General features: G+C 73.3%; 15 protein-coding genes and 1 tRNA gene. 8 read left to right on the plus strand and 8 right to left on the minus strand.

Annotated elements, in window-relative coordinates; translation table 11 throughout:
* Positions 1–85 precede the first annotated feature (85 nt).
* On the plus strand, positions 86–307 hold the full coding sequence (locus H7827_RS08755) for a hypothetical protein (protein WP_432743952.1): 222 nt from the start codon (positions 86–88) through the stop codon (positions 305–307).
* Positions 308–323: 16 nt separating this feature from the next.
* On the opposite strand, the gene H7827_RS08760 is transcribed toward H7827_RS08755, so the two are convergent.
* Entirely contained in the window at positions 324–4,109 is a 3,786-nt protein-coding gene (locus tag H7827_RS08760) for an ABC transporter ATP-binding protein (protein WP_432743954.1), read from the minus strand.
* A gap of 123 nt (positions 4,110–4,232) precedes the next feature.
* Here H7827_RS08760 and H7827_RS08765 point away from each other — a divergent pair, with 123 nt between their 5' ends.
* The 3 genes from H7827_RS08765 (at position 4,233) to H7827_RS08775 (ending at position 6,023) form a co-directional block, all read left to right on the plus strand.
* On the plus strand, positions 4,233–4,361 hold the full coding sequence (locus H7827_RS08765) for a hypothetical protein (protein WP_386532756.1): 129 nt from the start codon (positions 4,233–4,235) through the stop codon (positions 4,359–4,361).
* Positions 4,362–4,446: 85 nt separating this feature from the next.
* Positions 4,447–5,220 (plus strand): ribosomal RNA small subunit methyltransferase A, encoded by a 774-nt coding sequence (locus tag H7827_RS08770; RefSeq protein ID WP_432747958.1) that lies wholly within the window; start codon positions 4,447–4,449, stop codon positions 5,218–5,220.
* Positions 5,217–6,023, plus strand: a complete 807-nt coding sequence (locus H7827_RS08775) for a phosphotransferase (RefSeq protein WP_432743956.1) — start codon at positions 5,217–5,219, stop codon at positions 6,021–6,023. The genes H7827_RS08770 and H7827_RS08775 overlap by 4 nt, the downstream gene beginning before the upstream one ends.
* A 30-nt stretch (positions 6,024–6,053) precedes the next feature.
* Here H7827_RS08775 and H7827_RS08780 read toward each other — a convergent pair whose 3' ends face one another.
* Positions 6,054–7,568: a PLP-dependent aminotransferase family protein gene (locus H7827_RS08780; RefSeq protein ID WP_432743958.1), complete on the minus strand. Its 1,515-nt coding sequence runs from the start codon at positions 7,566–7,568 to the stop codon at positions 6,054–6,056.
* A 29-nt stretch (positions 7,569–7,597) separates the two neighbouring features.
* Here H7827_RS08780 and H7827_RS08785 point away from each other — a divergent pair, with 29 nt between their 5' ends.
* Entirely contained in the window at positions 7,598–8,428 is an 831-nt protein-coding gene (locus tag H7827_RS08785; protein WP_432743960.1) for a methyltransferase domain-containing protein, read from the plus strand.
* A gap of 195 nt (positions 8,429–8,623) precedes the next feature.
* Here H7827_RS08785 and H7827_RS08790 read toward each other — a convergent pair whose 3' ends face one another.
* A complete protein-coding gene (locus H7827_RS08790) occupies positions 8,624–8,890 on the minus strand; it encodes a helix-turn-helix domain-containing protein (protein ID WP_030737089.1) in 267 nt (88 codons plus the stop codon).
* Between the two features lie 119 nt (positions 8,891–9,009).
* Between H7827_RS08790 and H7827_RS08795 the strand changes: the two genes are divergently transcribed.
* Positions 9,010–9,804: a phosphatase gene (locus H7827_RS08795; protein ID WP_432743963.1), complete on the plus strand. Its 795-nt coding sequence runs from the start codon at positions 9,010–9,012 to the stop codon at positions 9,802–9,804.
* A gap of 9 nt (positions 9,805–9,813) precedes the next feature.
* Complete coding sequence (locus H7827_RS08800) at positions 9,814–10,755, plus strand: GNAT family N-acetyltransferase (protein ID WP_432743965.1); 942 nt, start codon at positions 9,814–9,816, stop codon at positions 10,753–10,755.
* 58 nt (positions 10,756–10,813) lie between these two features.
* Here H7827_RS08800 and tesB read toward each other — a convergent pair whose 3' ends face one another.
* The 3 genes from tesB to H7827_RS08815 form a co-directional block, all read right to left on the minus strand.
* Positions 10,814–11,707, minus strand: a complete 894-nt coding sequence (tesB, locus tag H7827_RS08805; RefSeq protein ID WP_432743967.1) for an acyl-CoA thioesterase II — start codon at positions 11,705–11,707, stop codon at positions 10,814–10,816.
* Between the two features lie 78 nt (positions 11,708–11,785).
* Positions 11,786–11,859: transfer RNA gene (locus tag H7827_RS08810), tRNA-Met, on the minus strand.
* 42 nt (positions 11,860–11,901) lie between these two features.
* The gene (locus H7827_RS08815; protein ID WP_432743969.1) at positions 11,902–12,327 is read right to left on the minus strand and encodes a Fur family transcriptional regulator; all 426 of its coding nucleotides are present in this window, start codon (positions 12,325–12,327) and stop codon (positions 11,902–11,904) included.
* Positions 12,328–12,485: 158 nt separating this feature from the next.
* Here H7827_RS08815 and H7827_RS08820 point away from each other — a divergent pair, with 158 nt between their 5' ends.
* Positions 12,486–13,949, plus strand: a complete 1,464-nt coding sequence (locus H7827_RS08820) for a catalase (RefSeq protein ID WP_386532778.1) — start codon at positions 12,486–12,488, stop codon at positions 13,947–13,949.
* A gap of 99 nt (positions 13,950–14,048) precedes the next feature.
* On the opposite strand, the gene hisN is transcribed toward H7827_RS08820, so the two are convergent.
* Positions 14,049–14,867, minus strand: coding sequence for a histidinol-phosphatase (gene hisN / locus H7827_RS08825; RefSeq protein WP_432743971.1), 819 nt, complete (start codon positions 14,865–14,867; stop codon positions 14,049–14,051).
* 22 nt (positions 14,868–14,889) lie between these two features.
* Positions 14,890–15,069: a hypothetical protein gene (locus tag H7827_RS08830; protein ID WP_432743973.1), complete on the minus strand. Its 180-nt coding sequence runs from the start codon at positions 15,067–15,069 to the stop codon at positions 14,890–14,892.
* Between the last annotated feature and the right edge of the window lie 53 nt (positions 15,070–15,122).

The following is a 15,122-nucleotide window of genomic DNA, read 5'->3' on the forward strand; positions in this document are numbered from 1 at the left end:
AAGCCGACCCATCCGCCCACTGCCCGTTCTCCCGCTTCGCTCCGCGCGGTACTCGGCGTAGCGCACTCGGCGTACGCTGCCGCTCATGGGGAGAGCAGAGGGTTTCACGTACCGCGAGCTGGGCGACGGGACGGTGCGGATCACGCACCGGGAGCGGCCCGCGGGGAGGCTGCGCGGGGAGCGGGCCGCCGCGTTTCTCGCCGAGATCGCCGGCGGCGCCGACCCACAGCTGGTGATGGCGCGCTGGACCGGCAACTACCGGCGCGGCAACGAGCGCACGGCGAAACAGCACCCGCGCAACCGCTGACCGGCGCCGCTAGGACCTAGCCCGCGACCGGCGCCGTTTCCTCCTCGCCCGCGTAGGTGCGCCACAGCGCCGCGTACCGGCCGCCGCGTGCCAGGAGTTCGGCGTGGGTGCCGTCCTCCACCACCGCGCCGTGGTCCAGCACCACCACCCGGTCGGCGCGGGCGGCGGTGGTCAGCCGGTGGGCGACGACCAGGGTGGTGCGGCGCACCGCCAGCCGGTCGGTGGCCCGGTTGACCAGGGCCTCGGTCGCCAGGTCCAGGGCCGCCGTGGCCTCGTCGAGCAGCAGGATGTCCGGGCGTACCAGCTCGGCGCGGGCGAGCGCGATCAGCTGCCGCTGACCGGCCGACAGGGCGCGGCCCCGCTCCCCCACCTGCTGCCGGAAGCCGCCGGGCAGCGCGGCGATCATGTGGTGGGCGCCGACCGCGCGGGCCGCCGCCTCCACCTCCGCGTCGCTCGCGTCGGGGCGGCCGTACGCGATGGCGTCCCGCACCGTCCCCTCGAACAGGTACGGCTCCTGCGGGACGACGCCGAGCCGGTGCCGGTAGCCGGGGAGGTCGAGGGTGCGCAGGTCGGCGCCGTCCACCCGGACCGCGCCCGCGGTCGGGTCGTAGTAGCGGGCGACGAGCTTCACCAGCGTGGACTTGCCGGCGCCGGTCTCGCCGACGAAGGCGACGGTCTGGCCGGCCGGGATGGTGAGGTTCACCCCGCGCAGGGCCTCCTCGCCCGCCTCGGCGGCGGCCTCGGTGCCCCGGTAGGCGAACCGGACGTTGTCGAACTCCACCTCCCCGCGCAGCCGCTCGGCCACCGCACGGGGCCGTTCGGCGGCCGGGGTGGTGGTGGGCTCGGCGAGCAGTTCCTGGATGCGGCCCAGCGAGACCACAGCCTGCTGGTAGCCGTCGAAGACCTGGGAGAGCTGCTGCACGGGGGCGAAGAACAGCTCGATGTACAGCAGGTACGCCACCAGCGCGCCCGCCGTGAGCGTCCCGGCGCCGACCCGGCCGGCGCCCACCAGCAGCACTCCGGCGGTGGCCAGGGTGGCGAGCAACTGCACGAAGGGGAAGTACACGGAGATCAGCCACTGGCCGCGCAGCCGCGCCCGGCGGTAGCCGTCCGAGCGGTCGGTGAACCGCTCGTACCCGTCGCTCTCGCGGCGGAACGCCTGCACCATCCGCAGCCCGGCGACGGACTCCTGGAGGTCGGCGTTGACGCCGCTGACCCGCTCGCGGGCCAGCTCGTACGCCTTGACGCTGTGCCGCCGGAAAACAACGGTGCCCACGGTCAGCGGGATCAGGGTGGCCAGGACGACGAGGGCGAGTTGGAGGTCGATGGCGACGAGGACGCCCATGATGCCGAAGAACGTCATCACGGCCACCAGCGCCTGCACCAGGCCGGTCTGGAGGAAGGAGGTGAGGGCGTCGACGTCGGTGGTCATCCGGGTCATGACCCGGCCGGTCAGCTCGCGCTCGTAGTAGTCCAGGCCCAGCCGCTGGAGGTGGGCGAAGATCTTGACGCGCAGGGAGTACAGGGCGCGTTCACCGGTGCGGCCCACCGCGCGGATGGCGCCGGCCTGTGCGGCCCACTGGGTGAGCACGACCAGCAGCGCGAGGACGGCGGCGGTCCACACCGCGCCGTAGGCGGCTTTCTCCACACCCTGGTCGATGCCGTGCCGGATGAGGACGGGCAGCAGCAGCGCGGCGGCGGCGTCGGCGACCACCAGCAGGAGGGCGAGGAGCAGCGGGACGCGCAGTCCGGCCAGCAGGCGGCGCAGTCCGTAGCCGCCGGTCTCGGCGCGGGCGGCGGCGTCCTCGTCGATGTCGGGGGTGTCGGTGGCGGGCGGCAGGGCGGCGACCTGGGCGAGCAGCTCGGGGTCGGCGGCGGTGCCGCCCATCAGGGCGGTGGCGGCGGTGTCGGGGCCGCCCGCCGTGCGCTGCCACAGGCCGGGGGTGGTGCCGTCCGCGCCGGGGCCCCCGTCCGCCCGGCCGCCGTCGGCGCCGTCGTCGTCACCATCGGCGAGCGGGGCGGCCGGGGCGAGCCCGGCCGGGTCGCGGGGGGCCGTGCCCCACTCGTCGGGGTCGCTCAGCAGCCGGCGGTACAGCTCGCTGCGGGCGGAGAGTTCGGCGTGGGTGCCGGTGTCGGCGAGGCGTCCGCCGTCGAGGACGGCGATGCGGTCGGCGAGCTGGAGGGTGGATTGCCGGTGGGCGATGAGCAGAGTGGTGCGCCCGGCCATCACGGAGCGCAGCGCGTCGTGGATCTCGCGCTCCACGCGGGCGTCGACGGCGGAGGTGGCGTCGTCGAGGATGAGCAGCCGGGGGTCGGTGAGGATGGCGCGGGCGAGTGCGACGCGCTGGCGCTGGCCACCGGACAGGGTCATGCCCTGTTCGCCGACGACGGTGTCGTAGCCGTCGGGCAGGGCGCGGATGAAGTCGTCGGCCTGGGCGGCGCGGGCGGCGGCGGTGATCTGCTCGTCGGTGGCGTCGGGGTGGCCGTAGGCGAGGTTGGCGCGGATGGTGTCGGAGAACAGGAAGCTGTCCTCGGGGACGAGACCGATGGCCGCGCGCAGCGAGTCGTAGGTCAGCTCGCGGGTGTCGTGGCCGCCGACCCTGATGGTGCCGCTGTCGGGGTCGTAGAAGCGGGGCAGCAGCAGCGAGACGGTGGATTTGCCGCTGCCGGAGGGGCCGATGACGGCGAGGGTCTCGCCGGGTTCGATGCGCAGGCTGAGGTCGGTGAGGACGGGGTTGGCCTCCCCGTAGCCGAAGCCGACGCGGTCGAACTCGACGCTGGCGGGGGCGTCGGCGGGCAGCGCGCGGGCGTCGGGGGCCTCGGTGATCTCGGGTTCGGCGTCGATGAGTTCCAGGACGCGTTCGACGCCGGCGCGGGCCTGCTGGCCGACGGTGAGGACCATGGTGAGCATCCGGACCGGGCCGACCAGCTGGGCGAGGTAGGTGGAGAAGGCGACGAAGGTGCCCAGGGTGATCTCGCCGCGGGTGGCGAGCCAGCCGCCGAGGGCGAGCATGGCGACCTGGCCGAGTGAGGGGATGGCCTGGAAGGCGGGGACGTACCGGGCGTTGAGCCGTACGGTGCGCAGCCGGGCGGCGAACAGTTCGCGGCTGATGGCGCGCAGTTTGCCGCTCTCCTGCTCCTCCTGGCCGAAGCCCTTGACGACGCGGACGCCGGTGATGGCGCCGTCGACGACGCCCGCGACGGCGCCGGCCCGGTTCTGGGCGTGCCAGGTGGCGGGGTAGAGCCGACGGCGGCTGATGCTCGCGATCCAGGCGAGCAGGGGGATGACGGCGAGGGAGACGAGGGTCAGCAGGGGGGACAGGACGAGCATCACCGCCAGGGAGACGGCGAAGAGCATGAAGTTGCCGATGACCATCGGCATCATGAAGAGCAGGCCCTGGATGAGGCTGAGGTCGCTGGTGGCGCGGCCGACGACCTGCCCGGTGGAGAGCTGGTCCTGGCGGCGGCCGTCCAGGCGGGTGAGGGAGCGGAACATCGCGGTGCGCAGGTCGTGCTGCACGTCGATGCCGAGGCGTCCGCCGTAGTAGCGGCGGGCGAAGGTGAGGCCGTAGATCACGGCGGCCGCGGCGAGGAGCAGGCCGATCCACAGGCCGAGTCCGCCCTGGCCGCCGACGACGATGTCATCGATGATGATCTTGGTGATGAGCGGCATGAGGGCCATGACGCCCATGCCGGCCAGGGAAGCGCCGAGGGACAGCAGCATGTTGCGGCGGTGACGCCAGCAGTACGCGGTGAGCCGTCGTATCCAGCCCTTGGTGCCGCTGTGGTCGGTGTCCGCCACGTGATGCCTCCCGTTGATCAGTGCCGGAGTGCTCAACACCAGCGTCGGGTCATTTCATCCCACCGCAACAGTGTGAAGAAAGGGATTTGCACGTTCCGCGCGACGATCCGTATCGTCTCACTCATGTCAGCTTCCCAGGCAATCACGAACGGGCTGTGCGCCGCCGCGCGGCAGTTCCAGCTCAGCCCCCGCCCGCGCGTGCGGCGTCCGGCCCTGGTCCGCCAGGACTCGCCCGCCGTCCCGACCGTCTGACCACAGCTTTTCCCGAGTCCTCACGCCACCAGGGCCGTCCGGTGTCAGCTCATCGACACGGACAGGCCCGCCGCCTTGGCGCTGCCTGTCCTCACACCCGAGGACCTCACCCGTGGCACGCCGTCGTCTCGCCCTTTCACAGAACTTTCTGCATCACACCCCCAGCATTCGTACGATCGTGCACGCCTCCGGCGTGCGCCCCGGCGAACTGGTCGTGGAACCCGGCGCCGGGGAGGGCCACCTCTCCCACGCGCTGGCCGCCGCCACCGGCCGGGTCATCGCCTACGAGATCGACCGGACACTGGCCGGCCGGTTCCCCGACCACCCCCGCATCCGCCTCGTCCAGGGAGACTTCCTGCGCGCCACGCCACCCCGCGAACCGTTCGCGGTGGTCGGCAACATCCCGTACTCACGGACCACCGACATCGTCCGCTGGTGCCTGGCCGCACCCCGGCTGACCTCGGCCACCCTCCTCACCCAGCTGGAGTACGCGCGCAGGCGCACCGGGGACTTCGGCAGCTGGCCGCTGCTGACCGTCCGCAGCTGGCCCTGGTACGCGTGGCGGCTCGGGCCGCGCGTCCACCGGCAGCACTTCGTCCCGGTGCCGCGCGGCGACTCGGCCGTGCTGCGCCTGGAACGCCGCCCCGAAACGCTGCTGCCGGCGGCGGACCTGGGACCGTACGGCGCATTCGTCGACCTGGGCTTCACCGGCCGGGGCGGCTCCCTGCACGCGACCCTGACCCACCACTACGGCCGCCGCCGTACCCGCGCCCTGGACCTCGACCGCTCCCTGCCGTGCGGTCTGGTGCCGCCGGAGGTCTGGCTGCGGCTGTACCGGGAGCTACGCTGCCGGGCATGACGGACGAGGGGCGGACGGACGAGGGCTGTACGGACGAACGGCTCGCGGGCGGACTCGGCAGCGGCGGGGAGGTGATCCGCCGGGGCCCGGTGGTGAACCGCCCCGCCCCGCCGAACGCGCCCGACCTGCACCGGTACCTGCGCGCCCTGCGCCGGGCCGGGTTCACCGGGGCGCCGGAGCCGGTGCGGCTCACCCCGGACGGCCGGGAGGAGGTCACCTTCCTGCCGGGCGAGGTGGCCGTGCCGCCCTTCCCCGCCTGGTCGCGGACGGCGGGCGCGCTGCGTTCGGTGGGCGCGCTGCTGCGCGCGTTCCACGAGGCGAGCGCGGCCCTCCCGACCGCCCCGGACGCCGGATGGTCGCGGGAACTGGCCGACCCCGAGGGCGGCCCGCTGCTGTGCCACAACGACGTCTGCCGGGAGAACGTCGTCTTCCGCGACGGCCGCGCCGCCGCCCTCATCGATTTCGATCTCGCCGCGCCCGGCCGGCCGCTGTGGGACGTGGCGATGACCGCCCGCTACTGGATCCCGATGCGGCCCGGCGAGACCTCCGACGCACCGGCCCGGCTGCGCGTGCTGGCGGACGGCTACGGCCTGGCGGCGGCGGAACGTGCCCAGCTGCCCACCGTGATCGAGCAGGCCACGGCCGTGGGCCGGGCCTTCGTGACCCGCAGGGTGACGGCGGGCGAGGAGGGTTTCGTCCGGATGGTGGCCGACCGGGGCGGCTGGCCCTACTGGGACCACCTCCAGGAATGGCTCGTCACCCACCGCGCCGCCTTCACCACCGCCCTCACCCGCGACACCTGAGAGCCGGCCCGCGACGGCGCCCGCGCCGGGTCAGCGCGCCCGCAGCGCGCGGCCCAGGGCGGCCATGCCCTCCGCGATCCGGTCCCGGCCGCTGGCCGCGTAGCCCAGCACCAGGCCGGGCGGCCCTGGATGCCGCCGGTGCCAGGCCAGCGGCTGCACCTTCACCCCGTGCGCGAGCGCGAGCGAGGCCAGCTCCAGGTCGCAGCGGCCCCGCACCAGCGGCGCGTCCGGCGGGAAGGTGATCATCAGATGGACGCCGGCCGCCGCGCCGTGCACCACCGCGCCCGGCAGATGCCGCCCGATGCCCTCGATCATGGTGTCCCGGCGCCGCTGGTGCCGCCGCCGCAGCATCCGTAGCTGCCGTTCCAGCTCCCCCGACTCCATGAGGCGGGCCAGCACCAGCTGCGGCAGCACCCCGTTGCCCAGATCCGTGAACCGCTTCGCCGCCACCAGTGCCTCGCGGTACGCGGGCGGCGGCAGCAGCCAGCCGATCCGCAGCGCCGGGGCCAGCAGCTTGGAGACACTGCCGGTGTACGCGACGGCCTCCGGCAGCATCGCCCGCACCGCGGGCACCGGCGGCCGGTCGTAACGGTGCTCGGCGTCGTAGTCGTCCTCCACGATCAGCCCGCCGCTCTCCCGCGCCCAGGCCATCAGCTCCCGCCGCCGCTCGCCACTGAGCACCACCCCGGTGGGGAACTGGTGCGCCGGGGTGAGCAGTACGGCCCGGGCGCCACTGGCACGCAGCGCGTCCACCCGTACCCCCTCCCCGTCCACCGGCACCGCGGGCATCGCCATCCCGCCGTACCGCAGATGATGCCGGGCGCCCAGTGACCCCGGCTCCTCGACGGCGAGTTCGCCGATGCCGCGCGCCCGCAGCACGTGGGCCAGCAGGATCAGCGCCTGGGAGACCCCGGCCACGATCAGGATGTCGGCCGGGTCGGCGGCGATGCCCCGGTTCCTGGCCAGCCAGTGCGCGACGGCGGCACGCAGCGCGGGCGCACCGCGCGGATCGCCGTACCCGAGGTCGGAGGCGGACAGTCCGGCGAGCACGGCACGCTCGGCGCGCAGCCAGGCGGCGCGCGGGAAGGCAGCCAGATCGGGGACGCCCGGGGTGAAGTCGAACGGAGCCTCGACGGCCCGCAGCGAGTCGAAGACATCGGTGCCGGGCGCCGCCCCGAACAGCGCGCCCTCCGGCAGCGCGCCGCACGGCCGGGCCGGGTCCCGGACCGCCCCGGACTCCGGCACCGGTACGGGGGCCGCGACCACCACGGTGCCCGCCCGCCCCCGGCCCGCGACATGGCCGTCCTCGGTGAGGCACTGGTACGCCTCGGTCACCACGCCCCGCGAGACCCGCAGTTCGGCGGCGAGCACCCGGCTGGCGGGCAGCTTGCTGCCGAGGGGCAGCCGGCCGTCCGCGATGGCGGCCCGGATCTCCCGGGACAGCCAGTCGGCACGGCCGCCCGGCGGGGCTTCCTCGATGCGCAGCTGAAGGAAGTCGGAACCCGTTTTGGCCCTGCCAACCGGCCCTTCATTGGCTCTGTCCACCGGGCCATTGTGCGACCGACGCTGGGGCCATGAACAGTACGACCGTCACAGCCCGTTATCTGCACGGCTATTCGGCCGGCGAGACCCGCCGGCTCGGCGACCAGGCGAACAGCCTCGCGGACCTGCTGCACCACGACACCCGCTACCCGGCCGGCAGCCGCGTGCTGGAGGCGGGCTGCGGGGTGGGCGCCCAGACCGTGCACCTGCTGGCGGGCAGCCCCGGCATCCGGCTGACGGCGGTGGACATCTCCGCCGAGTCGCTGGCCTCCGCCGGGAGCCGGGTCGCGGCCGGGTTCCCCGACGCCCGGGTGGCCTGGCTCCAGGCCGATCTGCACGAGCTGCCCTTCCCGCCGGACACCTTCGACCACGTCTTCGTGTGCTTCGTCCTGGAGCACCAGAGCGATCCGGGACGCACCCTGGCCGCGCTGCGCCGGGTGCTGCGCCCCGGCGGCACCCTCACCGTGATCGAGGGGGACCACGGCGCCATCGTGATGCACCCGGAGGGCGCCGCGGCCCGGGCCGTGATCGGCCATCTCGTCCGCCTCCAGGCGGCGGCCGGCGGGAACGCGCTGCTGGGGCGCACGCTCCAGCCGCTGCTGACCGCCGCCGGCTTCACCGGGGTCCAGGTCACCCCGCGCCCCCTGTACGCCGACAGCACCCGGCCGCGGCTGGTGGACTCCTTCACCCGCGACACCTTCATCGCGATGGCCGGCTCCTTCCGGGCCGACGCCCTCGCGGCCGGTCTGACCACCGGGGCGCGGTGGGACCGGGGCATCACGGAGCTGCACCGCTGCGCGACGGAGGGCGGAACGTTCCAGTACTCCTTCTTCAAGGCCACCGCGACCGGCCCGGCATGCTGATCACCGCCGCCGCCGTCCTGCTGGCCTGGGCCGCCCTGGAACGCAACCACCGCCGCCACCGGCGCCCCACCCGCGAACCGGCGGGCAGCACCGACCTCCGCGACCGCGACGCCGAACGCACCGCGGCGGATCTGCGGGTCGCCAGGGAGTGCCCGACCCATGGCGCGCGGCCGGGCGGGACGGGTCAGCCAGACCCTAGGCGGCCACCGGGGCCGGCTCCGGCTCGGCGCAGCGTGCCACCACCTGATCCAGCGGCAGCTCCAGCGCCTGCGCCAGCGCCGCGACGGTGAAGAAGGCGGGGGTGGGGGCGCGGCCGGTCTCGATCTTGCGCAGGGTCTCGGGGGAGATTCCGGCGGCCGCCGCCACCTCCGCCATGCTGCGCGGGCCACGCGCGGCCCGCAGCAGCAGCCCGAGCCGCCGGCCGCGTTCGCGCTCTTCGGGGGTGAGAGGAGTACGTACCATGCCTGTGATACTAATACCGGTATAAGAATTGGTCACGCGCATGAAGCGCCCGTCCGGCGGAGATCACAGCTCGGCGACAGGACCCCCGCAGCGGACCGCCGGGGGCGATACTGGGCCCTATGCCGTCCCTGTCCTTGGTGCCCTCCCGTCCGGAACTGATCGAACACCTCATACGCTCCCGGATCGCCGGGGAGGTGGCCACGCCGCGGGAGAACAATCTCGCCCACTACCGCGAACTGGCCAACGGCAACCGGCACTACTGGCTCGGCCTGGAACTCGGCGACCGCTGGGTGGACGAACAGGACGTGCTCGCGGTCATGACCGAGCGCTGCGGCGTCAACGAGGACCCCGAGCACCGGCAGGGCCAGGACACCATCGACCCCGAGCTGACCGTCGACGCCCTGGGGCGCGCCGCCGACACCCTGCGCAAGGCGGCCGAAGGACGCTCCCGGGTGCTGCTGGCCACCGGGCACCCGGGCGGCTTGCTGGACGTCCACGCCCGCACCGGCTTCGCCCTGGCGGCGGCCGGCTGCGACATCGTCAAGGTGCCGATCGGGCTCACCGCCGACGAGGGCGTGGTCGCCCAGATGGCCGGGGTCGCCATGTACGAGCGCGGCGCGACCCTGTGGCACACCCACTCGCCGCACCCGATGGCCACCATCCTCGACGCGCTGGCGGCGGACGGCCAGGCCCCGCCCGACCTGGTGGTCGCCGACCACGGGTGGGCGGGCTGCGCGGCGCAGTACGGCATCGACACCATCGGGTACGCCGACTGCAACGACCCGGCGCTGTTCCTCGCGGAGGCCGAGGGCACCCTCTCGGTCTGTGTACCGCTGGACGATCATGTGACCAATCCCCGCTATTACGAGCCGATGACCGCTTATCTCCTCCACGCCGCGGGGCTGCTGCCGTAGGCTCCGGCCGTGACGCCCGTGACCCGTACGAGCACGAACACGACCACCCCCATGGAGACCCGGCTGCGGGTCCTGGACCCCCTGCTGCCCTCCGTGCACGCGCTGCCGGCACCGGTCGAGGGCGACATCACCTTCACCCTCCCGGGCGCCGAGGGCCGCTACCGGCGGCGGCGCGTCGATCCGCAGGCGTACGAGGCCAGTTGGGCGGCGCTCGATCAGCATCAGCTGTACGCCCGGCTCACCGGCCCCGACCCGGCCCGCGCCCTGGACACGCTGCTGACCGCCTGGGACCGGCGGATGGCCGCCGCCCGCCCGGCGCCGGCCGACAGCGAGGCCGTGTTCACCTGGCCCAGCCGCGACACCGAGGTCACCGCCACCCTGCTCGCCCACGGCTTCACCCCGAAGACCGTCACCGCCGTCCGCACCGCCACCACCGGACCGCCGCCGGGCCGCGCCGCACGGGCCGGCGATCTCCTGGTGCGCCCGCTGACGCCGGCCGACGCCGGCGATCTCGACCGGGCGGTGGCCCTGTGGCTGGACGAGCTGCGCTGGGACGCGCAGTTCGGCTCGACGATGCCGCGCGAGTCCTCCGCGCACCACGCCCGGCAGCGGCTGGCCGCCCCCGGCGCCTGGGTGTGGCTGGCCGAGCGCAACCGCCGGATCACCGGGCTGCTCTCGGTCGAACCGCCGGAGGAGGCCGCCTGGGCCGCCCGGCAGGTCGCGGCCCGGCGTGTGGGCTATCTCTCCACCCTCATGGTCGAGGCGGCCGAGCGCGGCTGCGGCACGGGTACGGCCCTGGTCCGCACCGCGCACCTGGCCCTGGCCGAGGCGGGCGCCACCCACACCCTGCTGCACTACGCCGCGCTCAGCCCGCTCTCGGGCCCGTTCTGGCACCGGGCGGGCTACCGCCCGCTGTGGACCACCTGGGCCCGGCGCCCGCCGGCCCACTGAGGGGCCGCCCCCGGCGCACCCCGCGCCCGGGTCGGCCGGCCGCCCAGGGCCCGCGCGATCAGTCCTGCTCGCGCCGGGGCACCCGGACGACGCCCTCCTGGATCACCGAGACCGCCAGCCGGCCGTCCCGGGTGAAGATCCGGCCCCTGGCCAGCCCGCGCCCGCCGCCCGAGGTCGGCGAATCCGTGTCGTACAGCAGCCACTCGTCGGCCCGGAACGGCCGGTGGAACCACATCGCGTGGTCCAGGCTCGCGCCCACCACGTCGCCCACCGCCCAGCCGCCGCGCCCGTGCGCCAGCAGCACCGAGTCCAGCAGCGTCATGTCCGAGACGTACGTGGCCAGGCAGATGTGCAGCATCGGGTCGTCGCGCTCGCCGTCCAGCTTCCCGTTGGTGCGGAACCACACCTGCGAGCGCGGTTCGCGCCGCTCCCCCGCCGTGGCGAACGGCGGCTCCGCCACGTACCGCAGGTCCACCGCCCGCCGCGCCTCCAGCAGCAGCTCGGCCACCGCCGGGTGCGCGAACCGGTCCGCGTACCGGTGCAGCACCTCTTCCCCGCCCGGCAGCGTCTCGGGGTCCGGGGCGTCGGGCATCGGCTCCTGGTGTTCGAGCCCGGGCTCCGGGAGCTGGAAGGACGCCGACAGATGGAAGATCGGCTGCCCGTGCTGGACCGCCACCACCCGCCGGGTGGTGAAGGAACGGCCGTCCCGGATGCGGTCCACGGTGTAGACGATGGGCGCGCCAGGATCCCCGCCGCGCAGGAAGTAGGAGTGCAGCGAGTGCGGCAGCCGGTCCGGCGGCACCGTGCGGCAGGCGGCGACCAGGGCCTGCGCCGCGACCTGCCCGCCGAAGACCCGGGGGATGACCGAGGGGTGGCTGGCGCCCCGGAAGATGTCCTGCTCGATCGGCTCCAGGTCGAGCAGGTCCAGAAGATACTGAAGAGTAGCGTCCATGGCGTTGATTCTCCCCGTTCGCTCCCGGAACGTGCGAAGGGCCCGGATCCTGATCGGATCCGGGCCCTTCGGCTTCCGTAGCGGGGACAGGATTTGAACCTGCGACCTCTGGGTTATGAGCCCAGCGAGCTACCGAGCTGCTCCACCCCGCGGCGATGGCTTAACTCTAACCCCACGCTGCCCAGCTGGGCAAATCAGCTGCGAAGAGGGTTCGAACAGCTCGGGCAGCGCCCGTAGTACGTGACCGCGACCTCCGAGACGGTGAAGCCGAACCGCTCGTCCTCCGGCAGCGCCCGCAGCGGATCGGTGGCCAGCCGGACGTCGCGGATGGTGCCGCAGCCGGAGCAGACCAGGTGCTGGTGCGGATGGTGCGCGTTGGGGTCGTACCGCTTGGCGCGCCCGTCCGTGGTGACCTCGATGATCTCCCCGAGGGCGACCAGCTCGCCCAGCGTGTTGTAGACGGAGGCGCGCGAGATCTCCGGCAGGCGCGCGACGGCGCGGGCGTGCACCTCGTCCGCCGTGTAGTGCACATGCTCACCGTCCAGCACCTCGGCGATGACACGCCGCTGCGCGGTGAGCCGCCAGCCACGGTCCCGGAGTCGTTGTAGCAGGTCACTCATGGTTCCACCCTAGCGTGAGCCTCCCGGGGGCCCGACTTCGTATGACTTCGGGCCACGTCTTGACTTGGACTAAGTCCAATATAGGATCGGATTCAGCGGAGGCCAAGAGTCCGCACCGAAGCCGCTTGAGGATGCATGAACGAAGGGCGTGAAGAGGGATGACCGACCAGACCGCGGCGGGACCGCTCACCACGGAGGCCGGCGCACCGGTAGCCGACAACCAGAACAGCCAGACGGCGGGCGCGGGCGGCCCCGGCCTGATCCAGGACCAGCACCTCATCGAGAAGCTGGCCCACTTCAACCGGGAGCGCATCCCCGAGCGCATCGTGCACGCGCGCGGCGCCGGCGCCTACGGCACCTTCACCGTCACCGCGGACGTCACCCCGTACACCCGGGCGAAGTTCCTGTCGGAGATCGGCAAGGAGACCGAGGTCTTCCTGCGCTTCTCCACCGTGGCCGGCAACCTCGGCTCCGCCGACGCCGTCCGCGACCCGCGCGGCTTCGCGCTGAAGTTCTACACCGAGGAAGGCAACTACGACCTCGTCGGGAACAACACGCCGGTGTTCTTCATCAGGGACGCCATCAAGTTCCCGGACTTCATCCACACCCAGAAGCGCGACCCGTACACCGGCTCCCAGGAAGCGGACAACGTCTGGGACTTCTGGGGTCTGTCGCCCGAGTCCACCCACCAGGTGACCTGGCTGTTCGGCGACCGGGGCATCCCGGCCTCCTACCGCCACCTGGACGGGTTCGGTTCGCACACCTTCCAGTGGACGAACGAGGACGGCGAGGTCTTCTGGGTCAAGTACCACTTCAAGACCGACCAGGGCATCAAGAACCTCACCTCCGAGGAGGCCGCGGTGCTGGCGGGCCAGGACCCCGACAGCCACCAGCGCGACCTGCGCGTCTCCATCGAGAACGGTGACTTCCCGAGCTGGACCGTGCAGGTGCAGATCATGCCGGCGAACGAGGCGGCCACCTACCGCTTCAACCCGTTCGACCTCACCAAGGTGTGGCCGCACGCGGACTACCCGCCGATCACGATCGGCAAGCTGGAGCTGAACCGCAACCCGGAGAACATCTTCGCCGAGGTCGAGCAGTCGATCTTCTCCCCGCACCACTTCGTGCCGGGCATCGGCCCGTCCCCCGACAAGATGCTCCAGGGCCGGCTGTTCGGGTACGGCGACGCCCACCGCTACCGCGTCGGCATCAACGCCGACCACCTGCCGGTGAACCGTCCGCACGCCACCGAGGCCCGCACCCACGGCCGGGACGGCGTCATGTACGACGGCCGGCACGGCGGCGCGAAGAACTACGAGCCGAACTCCTTCGGCGGCCCGGCCGAGACCGGCCGCCCGCTGTGGGAGCCGGTCACCGTCACCGGCACCACCGACGGGCACGCGACGCCCTCGCACGCCGAGGACGACGACTTCGTGCAGGCCGGCAACCTCTACCGGCTGATGTCGGAGGAGGAGAAGGAACGCCTGATCAACAACCTGGCCGGCTTCATCGCCCAGGTTTCGCGGGACGACATCGCCGAGCGGGCGATCGAGAACTTCCGCCGGGCGGACGAGGATTACGGCAAGCGGCTGCAGACCGCGGTACAGGCCCTCCGTGGCTGACCGGCGCCTGCCGTAACAAAACCGGAGCGGCCGGACCCCGTGGGCGGGGACGGCCGCTCCGGCCTGTGCGGAGAACGGAACGGAACGGCCGCGGCGTGGCTACTCGGCGCCCGGCACGTACCCCAGATGCGCCAGCAGCGCGTCGTGCAGCAGCCCGTTGGAGGCCGCGCCGTCCGCACCGAGCGGACCGTCCGTACCGTCCAGCGCGGTGAACCGGCCCCCGGCCTCGGTGACGATGATCGCGTTGGCCGCCATGTCCCACACCGACAGCTCCGGCTCGGCACACAGATCGACCGAGCCCTCGGCGACCATCATGTACGGCCAGAAATCCCCGTAGGCGCGGGTGCGCCACACCTTGCGGGACAGCTCCAGGAAACTGCCCAGCTTGCCGCGCTCCTGCCAACCGGTGAGCGAGGAGTACGCGAACGAGGCGTCCGCCACCTCCCCCACCTGCGAGACCCGCATCCGGGTCGCGGAGGCCAGGTTGCGCCCGGTGAACGCGCCGGACCCCAGCGCCGCCCACCAGCGGCGGTGCAGCGCCGGGGCGGAGACCAGGCCGACGACGGGACGTTCCACGCCGTCCGCGTCCCGCTCCAGCAGCGCGATCAGGGTGGCCCACACCGGGACACCGCGCACATAGTTCTTGGTGCCGTCGATGGGATCGATGATCCAGCGCCGGGCGGTGTCCGCCCCCTGGCTGGTGCCGTACTCCTCGCCCAGGACGCTGTCGCGCGGCCGGGCCCGGCCCAGCTGGGAGCGGATCAGCTCCTCCACCGCGCGGTCCGCCTCGGTGACGGGCGTCATGTCGGGCTTGGTGGCCACCTGGAGGTCGATCGCCTTGAAGCGGTCCATGGTGAGCGCGTCGGCGGCGTCCGCCAGCACATGGGCCAGCCGCAGATCGTCGTGGTAGTCGGCCATGCGGACCAGTATCCCCGGCGGATCAGTACGCCTGAGCGTCGCCCCGGTCGCGCAGCATCCACAGGCCGATGCCCGAACCGATGAGCACCACACCGGAACAGACGCTCAGCAGAATCTGCAACGCCCCCTCGCCGACGACGAAGTTGACGCTCAGATTGACGGTCAGGGCGATGAGAAGGACACACCAGAGCAGCGGTTTCATGGGCCCCAGTCTGGTCCGCCCACCGCGGCGTGCCGAGCGTGCGGACCCCCCGG

The sequence above is a fragment of the Streptomyces sp. JH002 genome, from assembly GCF_050916115.1.
Taxonomy (GTDB): Bacteria; Actinomycetota; Actinomycetes; order Streptomycetales; family Streptomycetaceae; genus Streptomyces; species Streptomyces xiamenensis.

Excerpts from the sequence above, each read along its gene's own strand:
- H7827_RS08830 (WP_432743973.1), bottom strand. The coding sequence starts at position 15,069 with ATGAAACCGCTGCTCTGGTGTGTCCTTCTCATCGCCCTGACCGTCAAT.
- tesB (WP_432743967.1), bottom strand. The coding sequence starts at position 11,707 with ATGGACGCTACTCTTCAGTATCTTCTGGACCTGCTCGACCTGGAGCCG.
- H7827_RS08790 (WP_030737089.1), bottom strand. The coding sequence starts at position 8,890 with ATGGTACGTACTCCTCTCACCCCCGAAGAGCGCGAACGCGGCCGGCGG.
- hisN (WP_432743971.1), bottom strand. The coding sequence starts at position 14,867 with ATGGCCGACTACCACGACGATCTGCGGCTGGCCCATGTGCTGGCGGAC.
- H7827_RS08775 (WP_432743956.1), top strand. The coding sequence starts at position 5,217 with ATGACGGACGAGGGGCGGACGGACGAGGGCTGTACGGACGAACGGCTC.
- H7827_RS08820 (WP_386532778.1), top strand. The coding sequence starts at position 12,486 with ATGACCGACCAGACCGCGGCGGGACCGCTCACCACGGAGGCCGGCGCA.
- H7827_RS08765 (WP_386532756.1), top strand. The coding sequence starts at position 4,233 with ATGTCAGCTTCCCAGGCAATCACGAACGGGCTGTGCGCCGCCGCGCGG.
- H7827_RS08785 (WP_432743960.1), top strand. The coding sequence starts at position 7,598 with ATGAACAGTACGACCGTCACAGCCCGTTATCTGCACGGCTATTCGGCC.
- H7827_RS08815 (WP_432743969.1), bottom strand. The coding sequence starts at position 12,327 with ATGAGTGACCTGCTACAACGACTCCGGGACCGTGGCTGGCGGCTCACC.
- H7827_RS08795 (WP_432743963.1), top strand. The coding sequence starts at position 9,010 with ATGCCGTCCCTGTCCTTGGTGCCCTCCCGTCCGGAACTGATCGAACAC.
- H7827_RS08755 (WP_432743952.1), top strand. The coding sequence starts at position 86 with ATGGGGAGAGCAGAGGGTTTCACGTACCGCGAGCTGGGCGACGGGACG.